Origin of the sequence: Streptomyces sp. NPDC020747 (assembly GCF_044334695.1) — a bacterium.
In the GTDB taxonomy this organism is placed as follows: Bacteria; Actinomycetota; Actinomycetes; order Streptomycetales; family Streptomycetaceae; genus Streptomyces.
The window spans coordinates 300,476-321,178 of sequence record NZ_JBIRTJ010000004.1; the positions used below are offsets into that span (position 1 = coordinate 300,476).

Here is a 20,703-nt window from a genome sequence, read left to right on the forward strand (position 1 = left end):
GTATCCCTAGAACTCGATCCGCTCACGCCGCGCGAAGCGCATGGTGAGGACTGCGAACGTCATGGTGACGATGAGCATCGCGATGCCCATCGCGGACGCGTAGCCGAACTGGCTGTCGCGGAACGCCGTGAGGTAGAGGCGCAGCGGCATGACGTCCGTGGCGCCGTCCGGACCGCCCATGTTGACGGACATGATCTGGACCAGCGCGAAGCCGTCGAGGGCGATGATGCCCATGTAGACCCAGCCGGTCTGCACCGTGTCCCACAGGAGCGGCAGCGTGATGCGGAAGAAGGTGTGGAAACGGTTCGCCCCGTCGAGGAGCGCCGCCTCGTAGATGTCCCGCGGAATGGACGCCATCGCCGCCGAGAACAGCACCACGTAGAAACCGACGTGGGACCAGATCATCACCGCCATGATGCAGAGCAGGGCGAGACTCTTCTCGCCCAGCCAGGCGTTCTGCCAGCTGTCGAGACCCACCGCGCCGAGCAGCGAGTTGAGCATTCCGTCGTCCGGGTCCGGGTTGTAGATGTTGAACCAGATGACGGCGATGATGGTGATCGAAATGACCTGCGGGAAGAAGAAGACGAAGCGGTAGACGCTCGTACCGGTGACACCGGTGATCACTTCGTTCTTCTTGCTCTTTCCGCCGAGATTGAGCATGAAGGCGAAGAACAGGCCGAGCCCGAGCGTGACGACCGGGACGGCGATGAGCATGTAGACGTTGTGGCGCAGCGCGTTCCAGAAGTCGTCGCTGTTCCACAGTTTCTCGAAATTGTCGAAGCCGACGAATTTCGCCGTTCCGACCAGGCCCGACCAGTCGGTCATCGAGATCTGGAACGCCTGGACGAACGGCGAGATCACGAAGATCGCATAGATGATCACGGGTAGGGCCAGGAAGCCCACGATGAATCGGTACTTGCCGTGTTGCATTGCGCTTCCCGGCCCTTCCCCTTTTGTCTGCCGCGTTGCCGGTCTGACGGTCTGTCGCGAAAGTTCTCGCGCGGGCTACTTCTCGCGCTTGAACTTCTTGACGGAGTCGTCCTTGGCGACCGCGTCGGCGTACGCCTGCGTCTTCTTGATCCAGTCGGCGGCCTTCAGGTCACCGGTGAGCAGCTGGCCGGTCAGACCGCCGATCTTCTCGTCGGTGAGCGCGGGGTACCACTCCTGGAGCTGGAGGCTGATGAGGTTGTCACCGGCCTCCTTGAACACGTTGCTCGCGGAGGCGAGACCCGGCGAGAGACTCATGCCCTCCGTTGCATCGACCACACAGGTCAGCGACTTGACCTTGGTCGCGAAGTTCTGCGCGTGCTTCTTGGAGAGCATGATGCGCAGGAGTTCCATACCGCCGGCCGGGTTCTTGCCCTTGCTGGCGACGATGTAGGGCTCGCTGGGCTCGGCGCGCAGCGTGCCGTGCGGCATCTTGTCGCCGGAGCCGCCGTCGAAGAGGGCGCCGACGGCCATCCCGAAGTCCTTCGGCGTGGTCGGCGCCGACTCGTTCTCCACCCAGGAGCCGTTCGGGATGAAGACGGCCTTGCCCTTGTTCCAGGCGGTCTGCGACTGGATGTGGGTCAGGCCCTGGCTGCCCTCCAGGAAGTACTTCTTGGCGGCCAGTTCCTCGTAGAACTCGACGACCTGCTTGACCGAGTCGTTGCTGGTCCAGGCGTTCGGCTCCAGGTTGTCGATCGCGATCCAGCCGTCCATACCGCCGATCTTGGCGATCTGGCCGAACAGGTTGAAGTGGACGTAGTACGGATACTTCCCCGGGTACGTCCAGGGCGCGATGCCCTTCTTCTTGATGTCGCCCGAGAGCTTGACCATCTCGTCGAAGGTCTTCGGGTACTCCCAGTCGTTGTCGTCCAGGGCCTTCTGCGAGTACCACGTGCCGTAGATCGTGAAGGCGTAGTAGAGCACGTCGAAGACATCGCCGTGCTTGCCCTTCTCGATGGTGCTCGGGTGGATGACGTCCGAGATCTTCTTGTCCGCGTCGTCCATCGAGGGCGCGTCGAGCAGGGCCTGGAGGTCCTGCAGCTGGCCCTGGGTGGAGAGCTTGTTCATGTCGAGGTGGTCGGCGCCGGAATTGTCGATGACGTCCGGCGGGTTGCCGCCCGCGAAGCGCGGGGTCAGCTTGGGGCCGACCTGCTGGGTGCCGGTGTGCTTGACCGTGACGCCGTACGTCTTGTTGTAGTCGGCCTCGGCGTCCTTGGCGTACTGGTCGCCCAGACCGCCCTTGAAGATGAACGCCTCCATCGCGGCGCCCTTCTTCACCCCCAGGGGGTTCGTCGCGGACTTCTCGGCGCCGGGGGCCTTTGTCTCCTTGTCGTCTCCGCCACCGCCGGTGGCACACGCCGACAGGAAACTCATCGTGGGTACGGAAATCAGGCCGAGCGCAGCGGACCGCTTGATCAGATCGCGGCGGCCGACGCCCTCACGGTTGTTGTGGGCGGAAGTGGATCCCATGCTCAAGTCCTCGCCTTCATCAGGACTCAGGCGGTGAACCGGACCCTCCCCGGCACCGCGGTCGGTACTGCATTACCCGGGGGTCAACCCCCGGACCCCCGGCAGGAAAAGCAGGTCGGACGGCTTGCCCGGCGCTTTCCGCGGGGGGACGTAGAGCTGGATCGTGCGTGGAATACCGGGATCGGCGGGAATACGCGGCAGTCGCTGATCGCCACGCCCCCTTCTTCTCCCTGGCCTGTGCCTGTCCGCGGCCCGTCGAACGACTGGGCGGACGCCGACAGGTATAGTCCACTTCCCGCCAGCTGAGCAAGATCGAATGCACAGTTGGCCGACACTCTTTCCCGAAGTGAGACCTCGCGGAAATATCAGCTGACCGGGGACCCCGCCGCACAGCGGGCGATCAGGGAACGATCAGGGGCCGAACAGCAAGCCGACAGGTGAGCCCGTGGATGGGCCATCGGGTCGGCCGCCCATTTACCCCCGTACGCCACGTCCAACACCCTTGACATCGCTGACCACTTGACTCCCTACTGGACCTTGCGCAGCAAAGTTGACAACGTTGTCCAGGCGCACGTGACAGGGAGGGTGCTGGCGCATGCACCACAGATCTCGGCAAGGATCTCCGCACAGATCTCGGATCAGGGCACGGCACGGATGGGGTTCCACCGCGGTCCTCGGAGCGACCGCCTTCGCGCTGGTGGTGGCCTCGCAGGGCGCCGCGGTCGCCCGTCCGGCCGAAGCCGCCGCCGCGGACCGGGAGTTCGGCTCCTCCTTCGAGGCGGGTGAACCCGCACCCGATTGGCTGAATACGGTCGACTCCGCGCCCGATGGTTCGAAGCGTTCGTCAGGTGTCGACGGCGGCTTCAGCACCGGCATTCCGGGCAATGTGACCGAGCACGTCACGGACGTCGCCGCGAGCGGCGAGAACGCGGGCTCGGGCGAGGTGAAGGAGAACCTCGTCGACGTCGAGCCCGGCACCAAATGGCTGACCTTCGCGCCCACCGGCTGGGTGGAGTTCGAGCTGGACGCCCCGGTCGAGCTGGTGACGTACGCGCTCACGTCGGCCAACGACCACGACGAGCGCGACCCGGTCGACTGGACCTTCCAGGGGTCCACGGACGGCAAGGACTGGAAGACCCTCGACACCCGCACCGGCGAGTCCTTCGGCGAGCGCTTCCAGACGAAGTCGTACGACCTCGCGGAGCCCGCGGAGTACCAGCACTTCCGGCTGGACATCACCAAGAACAACGGTGCCTCCGACGCCACGCAACTCGCCGACGTGCAGTTCTCCACGGGCGGCGGGGAGGAGCCGACACCCAAGGACATGCTCTCGCTGGTGGACCGCGGCCCGAGCGGCTCCCCGACCGCGAAGTCCGGCGCGGGCTTCACGGGCAAGCGCGCCCTGCGGTACGCGGGCACGCACAAGTCGGACGGCCGCGCCTACTCGTACAACAAGGTCTTCGACGTGAACGTGGCCGTGGGCCGCGACACCGAGCTGGCGTACCGGGTCTTCCCGTCGATGGCGGACGGCGACCGGGACTACGACGCCACGAACGTGTCGGTGGACCTGGCCTTCACGGACGGCACCTACCTGAGCGACCTGCGCGCCCAGGACCAGCACGGGTTCGCGCTGACTCCGCAGGGCCAGGGCGCGTCGAAGGTGCTGTACGTCAACCAGTGGAACAACGTCGTCTCGCGGATCGGCTCGGTCGCGGCCGGCCGGACGGTCGACCGGATCCTGGTCGCGTACGACTCCCCGAAGGGGCCCGCGAAGTTCCGCGGCTGGCTGGACGACGTGAAGCTGAGCGTGCAGAAGCCGGAGAAGCCGAAGGCGCATCTCTCGGACTACGCGTCCACCACCCGCGGCACCAACTCCAGCGGCGGTTTCTCGCGCGGCAACAACTTCCCGGCGACGGCCGTGCCGCACGGCTTCAACTTCTGGACGCCGGTGACGAACGCGGGTTCGCTGAGCTGGCTCTACGACTACGCGCGCGCGAACAACGCGGACAATCTGCCGACCATACAGGCGTTCAGCGCGAGTCATGAGCCGAGCCCCTGGATGGGCGACCGGCAGACCTTCCAGGTGATGCCGTCGGCCGCGTCCGGCACCCCGGAGACGGGCCGTACCGCCCGCGCGCTGCCCTTCAGGCACGAGAACGAGACGGCACGCCCGTACTACTACGGGGTGCGGTTCGAGAACGGGCTGAAGACGGAGATGGCGCCGACCGACCACGCGGCGGCCCTGCGCTTCACCTATCCCGGAGACGACGCGAGCGTCGTCTTCGACAACGTCACCGACCAGGCGGGCCTCACCCTCGACAAGGAGAACGGGACCTTCACGGGCTACTCGGACGTGAAGTCCGGGCTGTCGACGGGCGCGACCCGCCTCTTCGTGTACGGGGTCTTCGACGCGGAGGTCGCCGAGGGCAGCTCCTCCGGTGTGAAGGGCTATCTGAAGTTCAAGGCGGGCGACGACCGCACGGTCACGCTCCGCCTCGCCACCTCCCTGATCAGCATCGACCAGGCCAAGGACAACCTCCGCCAGGAGATCCCGGACGGCACGTCCTTCGACGCGGTCAAGTCGCGCGCCCAGAAGCAGTGGGACAAGATCCTCGGCAAGGTGGAGGTCGAGGGCGCGACACCGGACCAGCTGACGACTCTGTACTCCAGCCTCTACCGGCTGTACCTGTACCCCAACTCCGGCTTCGAGAAGGTCGGTTCGAAGTACCAGTACGCCTCGCCGTTCTCACCGATGCCCGGCCCGGACACCCCGACGCACACCGGCGCGAAGATCGTCGACGGCAAGGTGTACGTCAACAACGGCTTCTGGGACACCTATCGGACGACCTGGCCGGCCTACTCACTTCTGACGCCCGGTCAGGCGGGTGAGATGGTCGACGGGTTCGTGCAGCAGTACAAGGACGGCGGCTGGACCTCCCGCTGGTCCTCGCCCGGTTACGCGGACCTGATGACCGGCACCTCCTCCGACGTGGCGTTCGCTGACGCGTACGTGAAGGGGGTCGACTTCGACGCGAAGTCGGCGTACGACGCGGCGGTCAAGAACGCCACCGTCGTGCCGCCCTCCTCGGGCGTGGGCCGCAAGGGCATGGCGACCTCGCCGTTCCTCGGCTACACGAGCACCGACACGCACGAGGGCCTCTCGTGGGCGCTTGAGGGCTACCTCAACGACTACGGCATCTCGAAGATGGGCCAGGCCCTCTACAGGAAGACGGGCGAGAAGCGCTACAAGGAGGAGGCGGAGTACTTCCTCAACCGCGCCCAGGACTACGTCAACCTCTTCGACGACAAGGCCGGCTTCTTCCAGGGCCGTGACCAGAAGGGCGACTGGCGGGTCGAGTCGTCCAAGTTCGACCCGAGGGTGTGGGGTTACGACTACACCGAGACGAACGGCTGGGGGTACGCCTTCACCGCGCCGCAGGACTCCCGCGGTCTCGCCAACCTCTACGGCGGCCGCTCCGGGCTCGCGGAGAAGCTCGACACGTACTTCGCGACACCCGAGACCGCCTCGCCCGAGTTCGTCGGCTCGTACGGGGGCGTCATCCACGAGATGACCGAGGCGCGTGACGTACGGATGGGCATGTACGGGCACTCCAACCAGGTCGCCCACCATGTGAACTACATGTACAACGCGGCGAGCCAGCCCTGGAAGACGCAGAAGAACGTCCGCGAGGTGCTGTCCCGGCTCTACACCGGCAGTGAGATCGGGCAGGGCTACCACGGCGACGAGGACAACGGCGAGCAGTCGGCCTGGTTCCTCTTCTCCTCGCTCGGCTTCTACCCGCTGGTGATGGGCAGCGGCGAATACGCCGTCGGCTCACCGCTGTTCACCAAGGCGACCGTGCACCTGGAGAACGGCCGGGAGCTGGTCGTGAAGGCCCCGAAGAACAGCGCGAAGAACGTCTACGTGCAGGGTCTGAAGGTCAACGGCAAGGCATGGACGAAGACTTCGCTCCCCCACTCGATCATCTCCCGTGGTGGCGTGCTGGAGTTCGACATGGGGTCGAAGCCGTCCTCGTGGGGCACCGGGAAGAACGCGGCGCCCGTCTCGATCGCCCAGGACGACAAGGTGCCGTCGCCCCGGAGCGATGTCATCGAGGGCGAGGGCGAGTTGTTCGACAACACCTCGGCGACGAACGCGACCGTCGAGTCGGTGGAGCTGCCGACTGCCGCCCGGGCCAAGGCCGTTCAGTACACGCTGACATCGGCCGAGCGCTCCAAGGCTCCACAGGGCTGGGTCCTCCAGGGCTCGTCCGACGGGACCACCTGGAAGGACCTCGACAAGCGGTCCGGTCAGTCCTTCACCTGGGACAGACAGACACGGGCGTTCTCGGTCAAGGCGCCCGGGGCGTACACGAAGTACCGCCTGGTCCTCGACGGTGAGGCGACGCTGGCGGAGGTGGAACTGCTGAGCTGACGCACGGCACGGCAGGCGCTCTCAGCGCGCACGGCACCGGTTACGGCAGGACGGTAACCGGTGCCGTGTCGTTGGCGGGGTCGGGGTCCCGGCGGTCGGAGTCGGGGGCGTCCGTCACCCGCACGGTGCCCTCGCCCGGTCCTCCGAGGCGGAGCGTGAAGTCGAAGGTCCGCGTCTTGCCCGCTTGGAGCCCGCTCCCCACGGAGCAGGAGTACGTGCCCTTGTCCAGGTCGCAGTAGGACTCGTACACGTCCTCGTCGATGGCCTCCTGGGGCTGCTTCACCACGGTGGCGCTGTCCGGCGGGGTGAACAGCAGTGTCGTGCTCCCGGGGTTGGCGGGCCCGTTGTTGCGGACCTTCAGGCGCACGGTGTGCTCACTGCCGCGCTCGCCGCTCACCTCGACCGCGAAGACCTCGAAGTCGGCGTACGTGTCCACCTGCACCTCGCTCCACACGTCGCCGCCGGCGAACGTCCCCTTCAGGTCGGAGCCGTTCGCGTTCGCGGTCGTCAGCCGGGGCCCGTCGCCGCGGTCGCCGCCGTCGGGCACCACGCTGTTCTTCGCGGGGCCCATGTCGAGGGCCCACGCCTGCTGGCGGAACGAGGAGTACATCTCCGTCCTAGCGACGTCCAGTGCCAGGGCCGGGCGGAGGACGACCGCCTGCCCGGGCGGTATGCGCACGCCGGGGAACTCGCACATCGCGAGGGAGCCCTTCTGCGGCTCCGGGTAACGGCAGTTGCCGTACTGGTGCTTGAAGCGCAGGCCCGTGCCGACGGAGAGTTGCAGGCCGACGCCACGCACAGGCACCTCCCCGGTGTTGCGGACCACGACAGGCGTGCTGAGGACGGAGCCGGGCCCGACGTCCTTGAACACCTTCGTCGTCCGCACCTTCACCACGGGCTCGCCGACGACCACCCGGGTGCGGGCGCTGAGCTTCTTCCCCCTCTCGGTGGTGAAGCTGAATCGGACCGTTCCGCTGTCGCCGGGATTGCTGCCCGGGGCGGCGTACGGATAGACGCGATCGATGTCGGACCAGCTGTTGTAGACGCCGCTCACCTTGCAGACGACCCGGGTGTCGGTCCCGGCGCACCTGGGATTCTTCTTGCGGATCTCCGAGATCTTGAGCCGTACGGCCCGCTCGGACCCGGTGACATCCACCGTGAGCCGATGGTCCTGCGTTCCGACACGGCTCCTGGCCTTCACATCCTCGGCCTGGACATGGAAAGGCACCTTGCTCGTCGGACCGGACTTGTCCCCGGGCGGCCGGAGATAGAACTGCTCCGGCACCGCGATCCACGACTCCTTCGCGCCGCCGACGCCGGTACCGCACCCGGCGAGTCCGCCCAGCACCATCACCAGCGCCAGCCAGACGGCGGCGGGCCGCAGCACTGTCCCTCGCGCGCGCATGGCTCATCCCCCGGGAGATCGTCGGAATCGCACACGCTACCGCCTCCGCCGATTGAGGCACCGGCGGAGGCGGACTGCCTTGCTGGGAAAGGGAGTTCAGCTCACCGCGACGGTGAACACGTGCAGGTCAGCGTTGTCCGGCAGCTTCACGCTCCTGATCGTCCGTCCGGCCGGCGCCGCGTACGGTTTCGTGGCGAAGACGTACGTGGCGACCGGGTCCTTGTCGGCACCGGCGACGTTCCGGTACGCGGCCCGGGCGACGACCTCGTTGCCGTACTGGACGGTGCCGCCTCCGCCACCGACGGTCCAGTCGGTGAAGGACAGGTCGACGGAGTCGGTGGTGCCGTCGTCGTACGTGACAGTCGCCCGCGTCTGCTGGTTGCCGTTGACCGCGCTGCCCAGGAAGCTCAACTCGGCCGCTGGTTCGGTGAGTTCAACGGTCTGGCCGGTCGCCGAGGCGTTGTCCGGGCGGCCCGCCGGGGAGTCCGGCCAGGTGTAGGCGAGACCGTTCACCGAACCCTGCCCGCCCGGGGTGAGACCGGCGGCGGCGAGGGCCTGACGGGAGTAGCTCCAGCCGCCACCGTCGTAGTCGCCCTCGGCATGGTCACCCTCGTCGTCCGTGGTCCCGGTGTTGTTGTACGCGGCGAGCAGGGAGCCCGGTGCCGCAACGGTGAGGGCGACGGGCTGGTCGTACGAGGTGTCGCTGTCGCCGGACGTCACGCTGACCAAGACGTCGTAGAAGCCCTGCTCTGCGTTCTCGTCCGCGGCCAGCGTGATCTCCTGGGCCCCGTCCGTGACCGTGCCCTCGGCGGGAGTCGCCACGACGCCTTCGGGGGTCTCGACGCGGAAGCGAACCTCGGGGCCGGTGCCGCCGCTCAGCGCGAGCGCCCGGATGTCGAGCTTCGTACTGCCGCCGGGGGCGACCGTCGCCGTGGTCGGGCCGACCCCGATCTGGTACGGCTGCTCCCCGCCGCGGAAGGACGGCGGGGCATTCTCGGTGCCGCTCCCCCAGGCTCGGTTCGGGGTGCCGGCGAGGGTGTAGTCGAGCGTGCCGCCGTCACGCACGAAGGAGGCGGGCAGCCAAGCCCGGTCGCTGGAACGGCCGTTGACCTTCAGCGACTGGACGTACGGCGAGTCCGCCGCAGCGCCCGCCGCAGCGCCCGCCGCCCGGATGTCGATGTCGTTGCCGTCCGGGCGGGAGATGTGCGCCCTCGGGAACATCGGTGAGCCCAGGACGAGTTCGGCCCGCGACGGCACCTGCGGATACATGCCGAGCGCGGAGAAGACGTACCAGGACGACATCGCGCCGAGGTCGTCGTTGCCGGGGATCCCGCCGGGCTCGGTGGACCACAGCTTGCCCATCGCGGCCCGCACGGTCTCCTGGGTCTTGTAGGGCACGCCCGCGTACGCGTACAGGTAGGGCACGTTGATGGACGGCTCGTTGTCCAGTTCGGACTTGTCGCCGCCGCTGCCGGTGAAGGCCCAGCCGCCGTCGGCGTCGTGGAAGAAGGTGTCCAGGCGATCGACGGCCTTGTCCTGACCGCCCATCGCGGCGAAGAGGCCCGCCGGATTGTGCTGGACCATCCAGGTGTACTGGGCCGCCGTGCCCTCGACGAATCCGTTGCCGGTGGCCGGGGTGAAGCCGGTGACCCAGCTGCCGTCGGCCTTGCGGTTGGCGATGTAGCCGCCGGTGGGGTCGGCCGCGATGTTGAAGTTGTTCTGCCACCACTGGGAGCGCCGGGTGAAGGTCTCGGCGGTCTTCTTCTCCCCCGCCGCGGTGGCGAGTTGAGCCAGGGCGAAGTCGGCGCCCGACATCTCCAGGGTCTCGGCGGCGCCGCCCCACGCGTTGGACACGGACGGCATGTAGTGCTTCGCCAAGTACTTGTCGAGGGAGGGGCGTTGGCCGACGGACATGATGGGCTTCCCGGCCGGGCTCAGGTCGAGCTCGGTCGGTACGGTGGCGGCTTTCACCAGTGAGTCGAGCGCGCCGCGCAGGTCGAAGTCCCGGCCGCCGAAGGCCCGGATGCCCGCCAGGGTCGCCGGTGCCGGGTCGCCGTTCATGACGTGGGTGCCGCTCGCGCCGTGCAGCCAGCGGTCCCAGACACCGCCGTTCTGGCGGGCCAGTTCGAGCAGCGACTGAGCGATGTCGGAGCCGGTGCGCGGGTCGAGCAGGGTGAGCAGCTGGACCTGGGAGCGGTAGACGTCCCAGCCGGAGTAGGTGCCGTACTGGGCCCGGTGGCCCGTGCCGACCCGGTGCACCTTGCCGTCGGCGCCTCTGTATCTGCGGTCGGCGTCGCTGATGACGTTCGGGTGCAGGAGGGCGTGGTAGAGCGCGGTGTAGAAGGTGGTGCGCCCGTCGTCGGTGCCGCCGCCGACCCTGACGGCGGAGAGCCGGTCGCGCCAGGCCTTCCGCGCGGCGTCCCGCACGTCGTCGAAGGAGCGGCGGGGCGGGTTCTCCGCGGCGAGGTTGGCCTCGGCGCCGGCCCGACTGACGTACGAGATACCGACCTTGACGTTCACCGGTCCCGCGCCGGGCTCGAACTCCACGTATCCGCCCGCGCCTTTGCCCGCGACCGGCCGTCCGCTCGTGCCGAACCCGCCGGTGCCACCGCTCGCCTCGGTGGCGCCGGGGTTCAGCTTGTCGTCCTGCCAGGTGCCGGTGGCCTTGAAGGCGCGGTCGAAGCGGGCGGTGAAGTGGAGGGTGTAGTAGTCGCGTTGGCCCTCCGGGTCGAGGTAGCCGCAGAAGTTTCCGGAGGTGACGGAACCGGAGACCGTACGGGTCCTGGGGTCGATGCGGACGTCCGAAGTCGTGGACCCAACCTCGGAGTTGGCGGTCCGGATCAGCAGCGAGGCCGGCTTGTCGGCGGGATAGGTGAAGCGGCCGGAGCCCGTGCGGGCGGTCGCCGTGAGGTCCGCGGTGACGCCGGAGGAGAGGCCGACCTTGTAGTGGCCGGGTTCGGCTCTCTCGTCGGCGTGCGCGAAGTCCGCCGCGTACACCGCGTCCTTGGTGTCGCTCGCCGGGGAGGAGGTGACCTCGCCCGCGTACGGGAAGAACGGGATGTCGCCGCTGCCGCCCGCGCAGCCCGTACCGGACATGTGAGTGAGGCTGAAACCGCGGATACGGGTCGCGTCGTACTGGTAGCCGCCGGGCGCGGCGGTGCGGGTGGCGTCGCCGCGGGTGTTCTCGGGGCTCCAGGAGAGCATGCCGAAGGGGACGACGGCGCCCGGGAAGACGTTGCCGCCGTTCCTGGTGCCGATGAGCGGGTCGACGTACGGGGTGGGGTCCTGGACGAGCGCCGGTCCCGGTGTGGGCGCGGCGGCCAGGGCGGGGGTGGCTCCGCCGCCGACGGTCATGGCGGCGGCAAGGGCAACGGCTGGGAGCACGGATGACGGACGGAAACGCATGACGCGGCCCCTCCTCCTTCGGACGGGTCGCGCACCACAGGTCGCACAAGCCGCAGGGACAGTAGCGTGCCGCACCTGTACCACGGAAGAGCGCCGGCCGGACGAGGGGCGCGCGTGGCCGACACTCGGACGGCTCAAGGCCCAACAGGTTTGACAGCGTTGTCCGTTGGAGGAGTAGAGTCGCGCCCAGACCATTCGACAACGTTGTCGCGTCCTCTGGTCCACAAGCCATTTTCCATCCGGGCAGACCTTCCCCCGAGCCTGCCCGGCTCGCGGACCCGGTGGATTACGGCCACCGGGTCCGCCCCGAGCAAGTGGTGTCACGGGTCCACCGGCCCGGCTCAGCCCGGCCGACAGGCGAGGGCCGTCGCCGAATCACCCCCGGACCCCTGGACGACGTACCCGAACGAGGCGCTCTCGCCCGGATCGAGCGACCCGTTCCAGTCGGCGTTGTGCACCATCACGTTCTGGCCGCTGTACGTGGCGCTGCCGCTCCAGAGGCTGGCGACGGACTGACCGCCCGGCAGCGTCCAGTCGACCATCCAGCCGAGCATCGGCACCTCACCGGTGTTGGTGACGGTGACCTCGGACTGGTAGCCGCCGGACCAGTTGCCCGTCGTACGGCGGGTGGCGGAGCAGGCGCCGGGCGGGGGCTCGGTCGGGTTGCCCGGGTCGTGGATGCCCGTCACCTCTCCGTTGCCGCCGTCGAAGACGACGTCGGAGCAGGAGTAGAAGGTCTCCGCGCTGTCCGAGCGCTGCCAGACCATGTAGATCAGATGGCGGCCCGACTTGCCCGAGGGGAGCCGGCCGGACCAGGAGTAGTTCGCCTCGACCGAGCCCGGGGAGCCGTTGAGCGGCGGGTGGTCGACGCTCAGGAACGGCTGCTCCTCCATGTCGTTCCAGGTGAGCGACCTGGTCGGGTCGAAGCCGTCCTTGGAGATGTAGACGTAGAACCAACCCGGGTGCGCGGCCCAGGCGTTGTACGAGAAGTCGACGGTCGCGCCCGAGGTCAGATGGGTCAACGGCCAGTCGGCGCTCGGGGAGTTGAAGCCCGTGAAGTTGGTGTTGCCGCCGCTGCACAGCTCGCCGTCGGGCACGAAGCCGCGGGTGCGGCCCGCGCCGTCGGAGCGGAGCACCGAGAACCAGTTGTAGAACGGGGTCGTACCGCTGACCTGCTGCGCCTTCTTGCAGGCCGGGTTGACCGGTTTGATCTCACCGGTGTCGGTGAGCCCGTCCTGCCAGCACAGGAAGGTCCGGCTGCCGGGCTTCATGGGGGTGCCGTGGGCCTTCGCCTCACCACCGGCCGAGACGACCAGACCGAGCGCCGGGATCGTGACGACCAGGGCCAGCAGGATGAGGAGGAAGGCTCTGCCGCGGGCGGGTAGCGGTAATCGCCGTGGGGGGCGTGGGGTGGGCGAAGTGGTTGTCAGGATCATGACAGGTCTGTCCGTCCCTTCGTTCAGGGGCCGTGGGGTGTCCGTTGATGTCCGTTGGTGTCCGTGTGCGGATGGTGTCCGTGTGCGGATGCGCGAGATGGGAGCGAGCCCGGGGCGGGTTCCGGTCCACCGAATGTGGGAGCGCTCCCACCCCACGTGGTTCTGAAGCTAGCGCGTACCTCTACACCTGTAAACGCCTGACGCACAAGGGCCGCACCCGGGCGGGATGCTGTTGGCGGCCCCGTAGGGCGAGGCGACTGGCGCGAGAGTCCCAGCGACACGCCGTGTTCACGGCGTGTCGCTGGGACTCACCGCCCACTTACGACCCCGGGGGCGGGCGCTCGTACCGTTGCGCCCGTCGGCGAGCGCGGGGTCGGCGGCTGCGGCTGCGAGGGGGCCGAGGTCGTGTCCGCGGGTAGCGGTCGAGGCGTTCCGATGGCGGGCAGTTCGATGGTGAACTCCGTGCGTCCCGGCTCGCTCTCGACTCCGATCCGGCCCCCGTGCGCCTGTGTGATCGCCGCCGCGATGGCGAGGCCCAGACCGGAGCCGCCGGACCTGGCGTCCGGGCGGGAGCGCGAGGCGTCGGCGCGGGTGAAGCGCTCGAAGACTCTGGGGAGCAGGGCGGGCGGGATGCCGGGGCCGTTGTCGCGTACCCGGATGACGCGGCGCTCCTTCGTGGCCTCGACCGAGGTGACGACGATCGTGCCCACAGGTGTGTGCATACGCGCGTTGGCCAACAGATTGGCCACCACCTCGTGCAGTCGGGCCGCGTCGCCGACGATGAGCGCCGGGGTGTCGAGGAGCAGTCCGAGCTGCCAGTCGTGGTCGCCCCCGGCTGCCCGCGCGTCCCACACCGCCTCCGCGACCAGGGCCGCGAGATCCACCTCGGCGGAGTGCGACGGCCGTCCCTCGTCGAGCCGGGCGAGCAGCAGCAGGTCCTCCACGAGGCCGGTCATGCGGGCCGACTCGGCGGAGACCCTCCGCCAGGCCAGCGTGGGCTCGATCATGCCCGCGCCGCGGTTCATCAGTTCCGCGTATCCGGCGATGGCCGCGAGCGGCGTACGGAGTTCATGGCTGGCGTCGGCGAGGAGGCGGCGTACGCGTTCCTCACTGCGGCGGATCTCCTCCTCGCCGCGCTGCCGTTGGGCGAGCGAGAACTCCACCTGGTCGATCATGCGGTTGAGCGCGGCTCCGACCTGGCCTGACTCGCTGCCGGGGTCGGTGTCCCGTTCGGATACGCGGGTGAGGCCGGACGCGCGGGTGAGGCCGGTGGCCTCGCCCCGGTCCAGGGGCGAGCCGGCCACCTCGACGGCGGTGGCGGCGACCCGTCCCAGCGGCCGCAGCTGACGCCGGATGACGACGGCGCAGACGCAGCCCGCGGCGGCGAGACCGACGACGGCGACCACGGCCTCGACCACGATCAGGTCCCGGATCATGTCCCGTACGCCGTCCATCGGCAGGCCGGTGAGCACGGCGTGCCCGTTGTCGGCGAGGGCGGCGACCCGGTAGGTGCCGAGTCCGGGCACGGTCCGGGTGTGCAGGGAGCCGTCGGCCTCGATGCCGTCGAGAGCGGCGCGTTGGGCGGCGCTGAGAATTCGCGGGCCGCCGTCCTGGGGAACGACCCGGGCGGCGGATACGTACCCGTCGACATCGAGCGTGCCCCCGATCGTGCCGACGGCCTGACCCCGCTGGTCTAGGAACGTCAGGTCCGTGCCCCGGGTCCCTCCCTGGGCGCGCTCGGCAGCGCCGGTGACGCGCCGGTCCAGATCGCCGAGCAGATAGGCGCGTTGGACGAAGAAGACAGCGAGCGCGGTCACCACACAGACGGCGACGAGGGTGACTCCGACGAACAGCGGAAGGCGGAACCGCAGCGAGCGCCCGCGCGGGGAACGATGGTCCCGCGATGACCGCCCCCACAGTCGCTGCCACGGCCGCTCCCGCTCCCGCAGTCGCAGTCGCGAACTCATCTCCCGTCCTCCGTCGGGCTGCCGACGTACCCGGCACCCCGCCCGGCGTGGATCGCCGACGCCGGAGCGAGTCCGTCTGTGCGGTGTTCCGGCCTGTCTGTGTCGTGTCGCGTTCCGTCGAGGACGTCGGCATGCGGGACGCCGCCACGCGCGATGCCGCTGTACCCGATGCCGCTCCGCGCGACGCGCGCCTCGGACGCGCCGTCCGCCATCCGGCAAGGCCGCCCACCGGCCGCGGTGGTGACCTCAGCGACGACCTCGTTGACGACCCCGGCGCCGGCCGCGGCGCGCGGTTCGGTGTGGCCGGTTTCGTCGTCGACGTTCAGCACGCGGACGTGCTCCCTTCGGATGCCAGACATGTCTTGATCCTGTCCCGGTTGGCTGGCAGAAGCCTGTGTTCCGCCTGAGCCGCAGCCGTGCGACCCGGTGGACCGGGGCAGACGGCGACCCGTCCCGGGGCGTAGCGCACCCACCAACTCCCCTGGCCAAAAGGGGCATTGGCACGCCCCGGCCACCGCAACCCCTTGAGCACCTCTCCGCCCGGCGCCCACTCTGATCACTGGCTTCCGCCCACCAGGCCGGAAGCGTTGTCAGCGTTCAGGGGAGGACGTCCACCCATGCGAAGACTCCACGCCCTCTGGGCCGTGGCCGGAGCGGCCGGACTGCTCACGGGGGCGATCACGCCCGCGACGGCCGGTCCCGGTGCCGCGGTCACCATGCCCGACACCACGCGCGTACAGAGCGCCGCCACAAGCGGCGCCGCGACCAAGAAGACCGACGCCGCGACCGGCGCCGGAACCACTCGGACCGTCACCCTTCTCACCGGCGACACCGTGTCGCTCACCACCGGAGCGGACGGCAAGAACGCCGTCGACGTACGGCGCGGCAAAGGCCGTGAGGCCGCCACCTTCCTGTCCAGCGAACGCGAGGGTGAGATCAGCGTCATCCCCGCGGACGCCGTCCCGCTGATCCGGGCGGGCCGCCTCGACCCGGCCCTGTTCAACATCACCCAGCTGGTGAAGCAGGGGTACACCGACGCCACCACCGGCACCACCCCGGTCATCGCCACCTACAGCAAGGGCAGTTCGACCCCCGACGGCGCACGCCGCACACTCGCGCTGCCCGGCATCGACGGCGCTGCGCTCAGCGCGAAGAAGTCCACCGCCTTCTGGGCGGACATCGCCCCGGCGCTCGGCACCCAAGCGACCTCGAAGGCCGCACGGCAGCTCGGCGACGGCATCGAGAAGATCTGGCTGGACGCCAAGGTGAAGGCGTCCCTCGACGTGAGCGTGCCGCAGATCGGCGCGCCCGAGGTGTGGCGGTCGGGCTACGACGGCAAGGGCGTCAAGGTCGCGGTCCTGGACACGGGAGTGGACGCCGGGCACCCGGACCTCGCCGGGAAAGTCGCCGAGTCCCAGAGCTTCGTACCGGACCAGGCGGTGCAGGACGGCCACGGCCACGGCACCCATGTGGCGTCCACGATCGTCGGCTCCGGCGCGGCCTCGGACGGAAAGCGCAAGGGAGTCGCCCCGGGCGCGGAGCTGCTGGTCGGCAAGGTGCTGAACAACGCCGGTTCCGGCCAGGCCTCGTGGATCATCGCGGGCATGGAGTGGGCGGCCCGCTCCGGCGCGAAGATCGTGTCCATGTCGCTGGGCGGTACGGCGTCGGGCCCCTCCGACGCGCTCAGTCAGAGCGTCGACGAGCTGTCCGCCTCCACGGGCACCCTCTTCGTCATCGCGGCGGGCAACTCAGGACCGTACGAGCAGTCCATCGGCACCCCGGGCATCGCCGACTCGGCGCTGACGGTGGGCGCGGTCGACAAGGACGACAAGCTCGCCCCGTTCTCCAGCCGCGGCCCGCGCCTCGGCGACTCCGCGGTCAAGCCGGAGATCACCGCCCCGGGCGCGGCCATCACGGCGGCCCGCGCCTCGGGCACCTCCATGGGCACGCCCGTCGACGCCAACTACACGACGGCGGGCGGCACTTCGATGGCGACACCGCACGTCTCGGGCGCGGCTGCCCTGGTCGCGCAGGCCCATCCGGACTGGACGGGCCAGCAGATCAAGCAGGCGCTGGCCACTACCGCGAAGACGAACCCCGACAACTCCGTGTTCGAGCAGGGCGACGGCAGGGTCGACGCCGTACGGGCGGTGAAGCAGGGTGTCTTCGCGACCCCGGCTCTGAGCTTCGGCAAGTTCGAGGACGGCGACGCCGAGGTCGTCAGCAAGGACATCACGTACACCAACACCACTGACACTGCAGTGGAGTTGAAGGTCGCCTCGTCGCTCGCCGAGGCCGTCCCGGGCTCGGGTGCGGTGACGGTTCCGGCCAAGGGCAGCGCCACCGTCCCGGTCGGCGTCGACCCCGCGAAGGAGGCCCAGGGCCGGTACACGGGCCATGTCACGGCGACCGCCGACGGCATCCAGGTCACCACGGCCGTCGGCTTCGAGAAGGCGCCGAAGACGTACGACCTCAAGGTCTCGCTCCTGGGCCGTGACGGCAAACCGCCCACCGGCGGGTCGATCTACACGCTCATGGAGCTGAACGGCGCCTTCCCCGACGAGTACGGCTTCCTCGGCACCGGCTGGACCTGGCAGGTTCCGGCCGGCACCTACTCCATCTCGACCTGGGTCCCGGACCGCGACGGGGGCGGGACGGCCGTCGGCACCTCGATCGTCGTCAACCCCGAGATCAAGGTCGGCAAGGACACGGAGGTCGTCCTGGACGCCCGCAAGGCGGTGGAGATCAAGCCGAAGACCAAGCAGGACTCCGAGTTCCAGGGCTTCGCCACCAATGTGCACCGCGAAGGGCCGGGCAGCGCCTGGGGTCTGACGTACAGCCAGGGCTGGTGGACCGACCACGTCTATGTCACGCCGACCGAGAAGGTCACCGAGGGAACCTTCGAGTTCTCCGCCAAGTTCCGGCTGTACGCGAAGGAGTTGACGGCGAGCGTCACCAGCCCGGAGAAATCCGAGCTGTCCTCGCTCTACTACTCCCAGACGTACAACGACCACCCGTTGAAGATCAGCGGTGACCGCAAGGTCCAGGCGGTGGACGCGGGCGGCGGCACCGAGGCCGACTTCGCGGGTCTCGACGTCAAGGGCAAGGTGGCGGTGGTCGGGGTCGGCGCCACGGAGCGGGCACAAGGCGCCCTGGACAACGCGACCAGGGCCGGGGCCGGTTACCTCATCGTGTACCGCAAGACACCCGGTTTCTGGATCGAGGCCGTGGACCGCGCGACCTCCGTCCCGGTGATGATCGCCACCGGCGAGGAGGGCGCCAAGCTCACCGGCCTGCTGCAGTCCGGCAAGAAGACCGGCAAGAAGGTCACGCTGAAGCTGGGCGGCACGCCGGTCAGCCCGTACGTCTACAACCTGCTCGCCGCCGGGAGCGGCTCCGTCTCCAAGAACCAGACGTACGACCTGAGCAGGTCCAACACGGTGAAGCGCACGGCCCGTTACCACGGAGCCACGGCCGGCGAGCTCGGCGCGGACACCCTGTACACATTCCGCCCCTGGCAGCTCTTCGGCATCGAGAACAGCAAGTACCTGCAGCTGGGCACGGAACGCGACGAGTACTACTACGTCGACCCCGACACCCGTACCTGGCACGTCGCCTACCCGAACTGGAATGCGGCCAGGGGCCAGTGGAGCCCGCTGCGGACCTTCAGCAAGCCGGCCACCGAGCCCACGGAGAACTGGCTGCGCCAGGTGGTCCGCCCCGGCACCAGCGAGGAGTACGGCCTCTCCGTGCGCGACGGTGACAAACTCACCCTGTCGGTGGCGGAGTTGACCGACTCCACGCCGGGCCACTACGGGTACATCGACGGCACCGACAGCACCGCGAAGGGCAGGCTCTACGCGGACGGGCAGTTGGTCGGCGACTCGACACTCGGCGGGTACGGCGTCTTCGACGTGGCGGCGGCCAAGGCCTCGTACCGCTTCGACCTGGACGTACAGCGCCGGGCCGCCTGGGCCAAGTACTCCACGGACACGCACACGGAATGGACCTTCGCCTCAGCCCACACCGGCACCGAGACGGCACTGCCGCTGCTCACCGTCGGCATCGCGCCCAAGGGCCTCGACCTCCTCAACCGGGCCAGGAGCGGACGGGAGTTGGAGATCGGGCTGCCGGTCTCCAACCAACTGGGAAGCGTCCGGGCGAACACGCTCAAGGCATGGGCCTCCTACGACGACGGCGCGTCCTGGAAGGAGGTGAAGGTCAAGAACGGCACGGCGCGGTTCAAGCCGGCGAAGGGCGCCGAGTCGGTGTCGCTGCGGGTGCGGGCCACCGACCGCGACGGCAACGGGATCGACCAGACGGTACTGCGGGCCTTCGGCCTGAAGTAGCCGTCGGCCGGCCTGTTGCGTCGGCCTGACGCAGCCGTCCGCCGGCCCATCGCGGCGGCCCGGTGCAGCCGTCCGCCCGGCACGGTGTATCAGCCTTAACAAAGATCCTCTAGCGTGCCGGGCCATGGTGAACACGGCATACGACACGGCACGACAGACCCCCGCCGCGAGCCCCTGGGCCGCGGTGGGGGTCTCCGTTTTCGACGAGTTGGTGTACCAGGCGATCCTCAATCAGCCCGACTCCGGCGCGGCCGGCTGGGCGCTGCTCACCGGTGGCCCGCCGGCGCGGGTGCGCGAGTCCTGCAACCGGTTGCTCGCGCTCGGACTTCTCCAACCCCCGGACTCCATGGGCGGGTTACGCGCGGTCGACCCGCGGGTGGGGATCCGCGCGCTGATCCGGCGGCGCGAGACGGAGTCCGAACTGCTCGCCGCCACCGCCGAGGAGATGGCCACCGCGTACGAGGCCGGGCTGCTGCGCGAGGAGCCCGCCCGGCTGGTCGAGGTCGTCTCGGGCGAGGGCGCCAACGCGGCCCGCCTTGAGGAGCTGTACGCACGCGCCGAGCACGAGGTGTGCCTCTTCGACACTCCCCCGTATCTCGCCCCGCGCACCCCGCAGTTGGACCTCCAGGCCGATCTGCTCAGCCGCGGGGTCGTCTATCGCGCGGTCTACGCGGCGACCGCCCTGGAGGACCCGGACGTCCTGACGCACGCCTGGAAGATGGTCGAACTGGGCGAGCAGGCCCGGGTGTTGCCCTCGGTACCGGTCAAGATGCTGCTGGTCGACGGGCGTCGGGCGATGCTCCCGCTGACCGCCTCCGAGACGGGCGGCTACTGCGCCGTCGTGGTACGGCACTCGGCGGTGACCGAGGCCCTGCAGAAGCTCTTCGACCTGGCCTGGCAGCAGGCGACCCCGCTCGGCCAGACGATAGCCGACGGTGAACTCCCCGAGGGCGAACGGACGTTGATCCGGCTGCTGTCGGCCGGCATGAAGGACGAGGCGGTGGCCCGCCATCTGGGCGTGAGCCTCAGAACCCTGCGGCGCCGGGTCAGCGAACTCCAGGAACGGCTGGGCGCGGCGAGCAGGTTCCAGTTGGGGGTACGGGCGGCTCAGCGCGGCTGGGTGTAGCGGGCCGCGCGCCCGAGCCACCCTCCACAGACGTCGGTCACCGCCGCCGCACTCACCGGTCGTCCTCCGCACGGCAGAGGGCCGCACCCCCGTCTCCGGGAGTGCGGCCCTCAACTGCCGTAC

The 20,703-nt window shown here is 69.3% G+C and carries 10 protein-coding genes; 3 read left to right on the forward strand and 7 right to left on the reverse strand.

Annotated elements, in window-relative coordinates; all coding sequences use genetic code 11:
• Positions 1-6 precede the first annotated feature (6 nt).
• Both ACH4YP_RS14120 and ngcE read right to left on the reverse strand, forming a co-directional pair.
• Positions 7-930: a sugar ABC transporter permease gene (locus ACH4YP_RS14120; RefSeq protein WP_361068844.1), complete on the reverse strand. Its 924-nt coding sequence runs from the start codon at positions 928-930 to the stop codon at positions 7-9.
• A gap of 75 nt (positions 931-1,005) precedes the next feature.
• Positions 1,006-2,457 (reverse strand): N-acetylglucosamine/diacetylchitobiose ABC transporter substrate-binding protein, encoded by a 1,452-nt coding sequence (ngcE, locus tag ACH4YP_RS14125; protein WP_361068842.1) that lies wholly within the window; start codon positions 2,455-2,457, stop codon positions 1,006-1,008.
• A 595-nt stretch (positions 2,458-3,052) separates the two neighbouring features.
• Here ngcE and ACH4YP_RS14130 point away from each other — a divergent pair.
• Complete coding sequence (locus ACH4YP_RS14130; RefSeq protein ID WP_398490709.1) at positions 3,053-6,892, forward strand: GH92 family glycosyl hydrolase; 3,840 nt, start codon at positions 3,053-3,055, stop codon at positions 6,890-6,892.
• Between the two features lie 40 nt (positions 6,893-6,932).
• Here ACH4YP_RS14130 and ACH4YP_RS14135 read toward each other — a convergent pair whose 3' ends face one another.
• From ACH4YP_RS14135 to ACH4YP_RS14155, 5 genes are all read right to left on the reverse strand, one after another.
• Positions 6,933-8,297, reverse strand: a complete 1,365-nt coding sequence (locus ACH4YP_RS14135) for a hypothetical protein (protein WP_398490710.1) — start codon at positions 8,295-8,297, stop codon at positions 6,933-6,935.
• 96 nt (positions 8,298-8,393) lie between these two features.
• Positions 8,394-11,702, reverse strand: a complete 3,309-nt coding sequence (locus tag ACH4YP_RS14140) for a GH92 family glycosyl hydrolase (protein ID WP_398490711.1) — start codon at positions 11,700-11,702, stop codon at positions 8,394-8,396.
• A 341-nt stretch (positions 11,703-12,043) separates the two neighbouring features.
• Positions 12,044-13,138, reverse strand: coding sequence for a lytic polysaccharide monooxygenase (locus tag ACH4YP_RS14145; protein WP_398490712.1), 1,095 nt, complete (start codon positions 13,136-13,138; stop codon positions 12,044-12,046).
• Between the two features lie 308 nt (positions 13,139-13,446).
• Positions 13,447-15,105 carry a sensor histidine kinase gene (locus ACH4YP_RS14150; RefSeq protein WP_398490713.1) on the reverse strand — a complete coding sequence of 553 codons (1,659 nt, stop codon included), beginning with the start codon at positions 15,103-15,105 and terminating at the stop codon, positions 13,447-13,449.
• Positions 15,102-15,464: a hypothetical protein gene (locus ACH4YP_RS14155; protein ID WP_398490714.1), complete on the reverse strand. Its 363-nt coding sequence runs from the start codon at positions 15,462-15,464 to the stop codon at positions 15,102-15,104. The genes ACH4YP_RS14150 and ACH4YP_RS14155 overlap by 4 nt, the downstream gene beginning before the upstream one ends.
• 258 nt (positions 15,465-15,722) lie before the next feature.
• On the opposite strand from ACH4YP_RS14155, the gene ACH4YP_RS14160 reads away from it, so the two are divergent.
• Positions 15,723-19,454: a S8 family serine peptidase gene (locus ACH4YP_RS14160; protein WP_398490715.1), complete on the forward strand. Its 3,732-nt coding sequence runs from the start codon at positions 15,723-15,725 to the stop codon at positions 19,452-19,454.
• Positions 19,455-19,578: 124 nt separating this feature from the next.
• Positions 19,579-20,580 (forward strand): helix-turn-helix transcriptional regulator, encoded by a 1,002-nt coding sequence (locus tag ACH4YP_RS14165; RefSeq protein WP_361062491.1) that lies wholly within the window; start codon positions 19,579-19,581, stop codon positions 20,578-20,580.
• Positions 20,581-20,703 lie beyond the last annotated feature (123 nt).

Coding starts and splice junctions, on each gene's coding strand:
- ACH4YP_RS14120 (WP_361068844.1), bottom strand. CDS start 930: ATGCAACACGGCAAGTACCGATTCATCGTGGGCTTCCTGGCCCTACCC.
- ngcE (WP_361068842.1), bottom strand. CDS start 2,457: ATGGGATCCACTTCCGCCCACAACAACCGTGAGGGCGTCGGCCGCCGC.
- ACH4YP_RS14130 (WP_398490709.1), top strand. CDS start 3,053: ATGCACCACAGATCTCGGCAAGGATCTCCGCACAGATCTCGGATCAGG.
- ACH4YP_RS14135 (WP_398490710.1), bottom strand. CDS start 8,297: ATGCGCGCGCGAGGGACAGTGCTGCGGCCCGCCGCCGTCTGGCTGGCG.
- ACH4YP_RS14140 (WP_398490711.1), bottom strand. CDS start 11,702: ATGCGTTTCCGTCCGTCATCCGTGCTCCCAGCCGTTGCCCTTGCCGCC.
- ACH4YP_RS14145 (WP_398490712.1), bottom strand. CDS start 13,138: ATGATCCTGACAACCACTTCGCCCACCCCACGCCCCCCACGGCGATTA.
- ACH4YP_RS14150 (WP_398490713.1), bottom strand. CDS start 15,105: ATGAGTTCGCGACTGCGACTGCGGGAGCGGGAGCGGCCGTGGCAGCGA.
- ACH4YP_RS14155 (WP_398490714.1), bottom strand. CDS start 15,464: ATGTCTGGCATCCGAAGGGAGCACGTCCGCGTGCTGAACGTCGACGAC.
- ACH4YP_RS14160 (WP_398490715.1), top strand. CDS start 15,723: ATGCGAAGACTCCACGCCCTCTGGGCCGTGGCCGGAGCGGCCGGACTG.
- ACH4YP_RS14165 (WP_361062491.1), top strand. CDS start 19,579: ATGGTGAACACGGCATACGACACGGCACGACAGACCCCCGCCGCGAGC.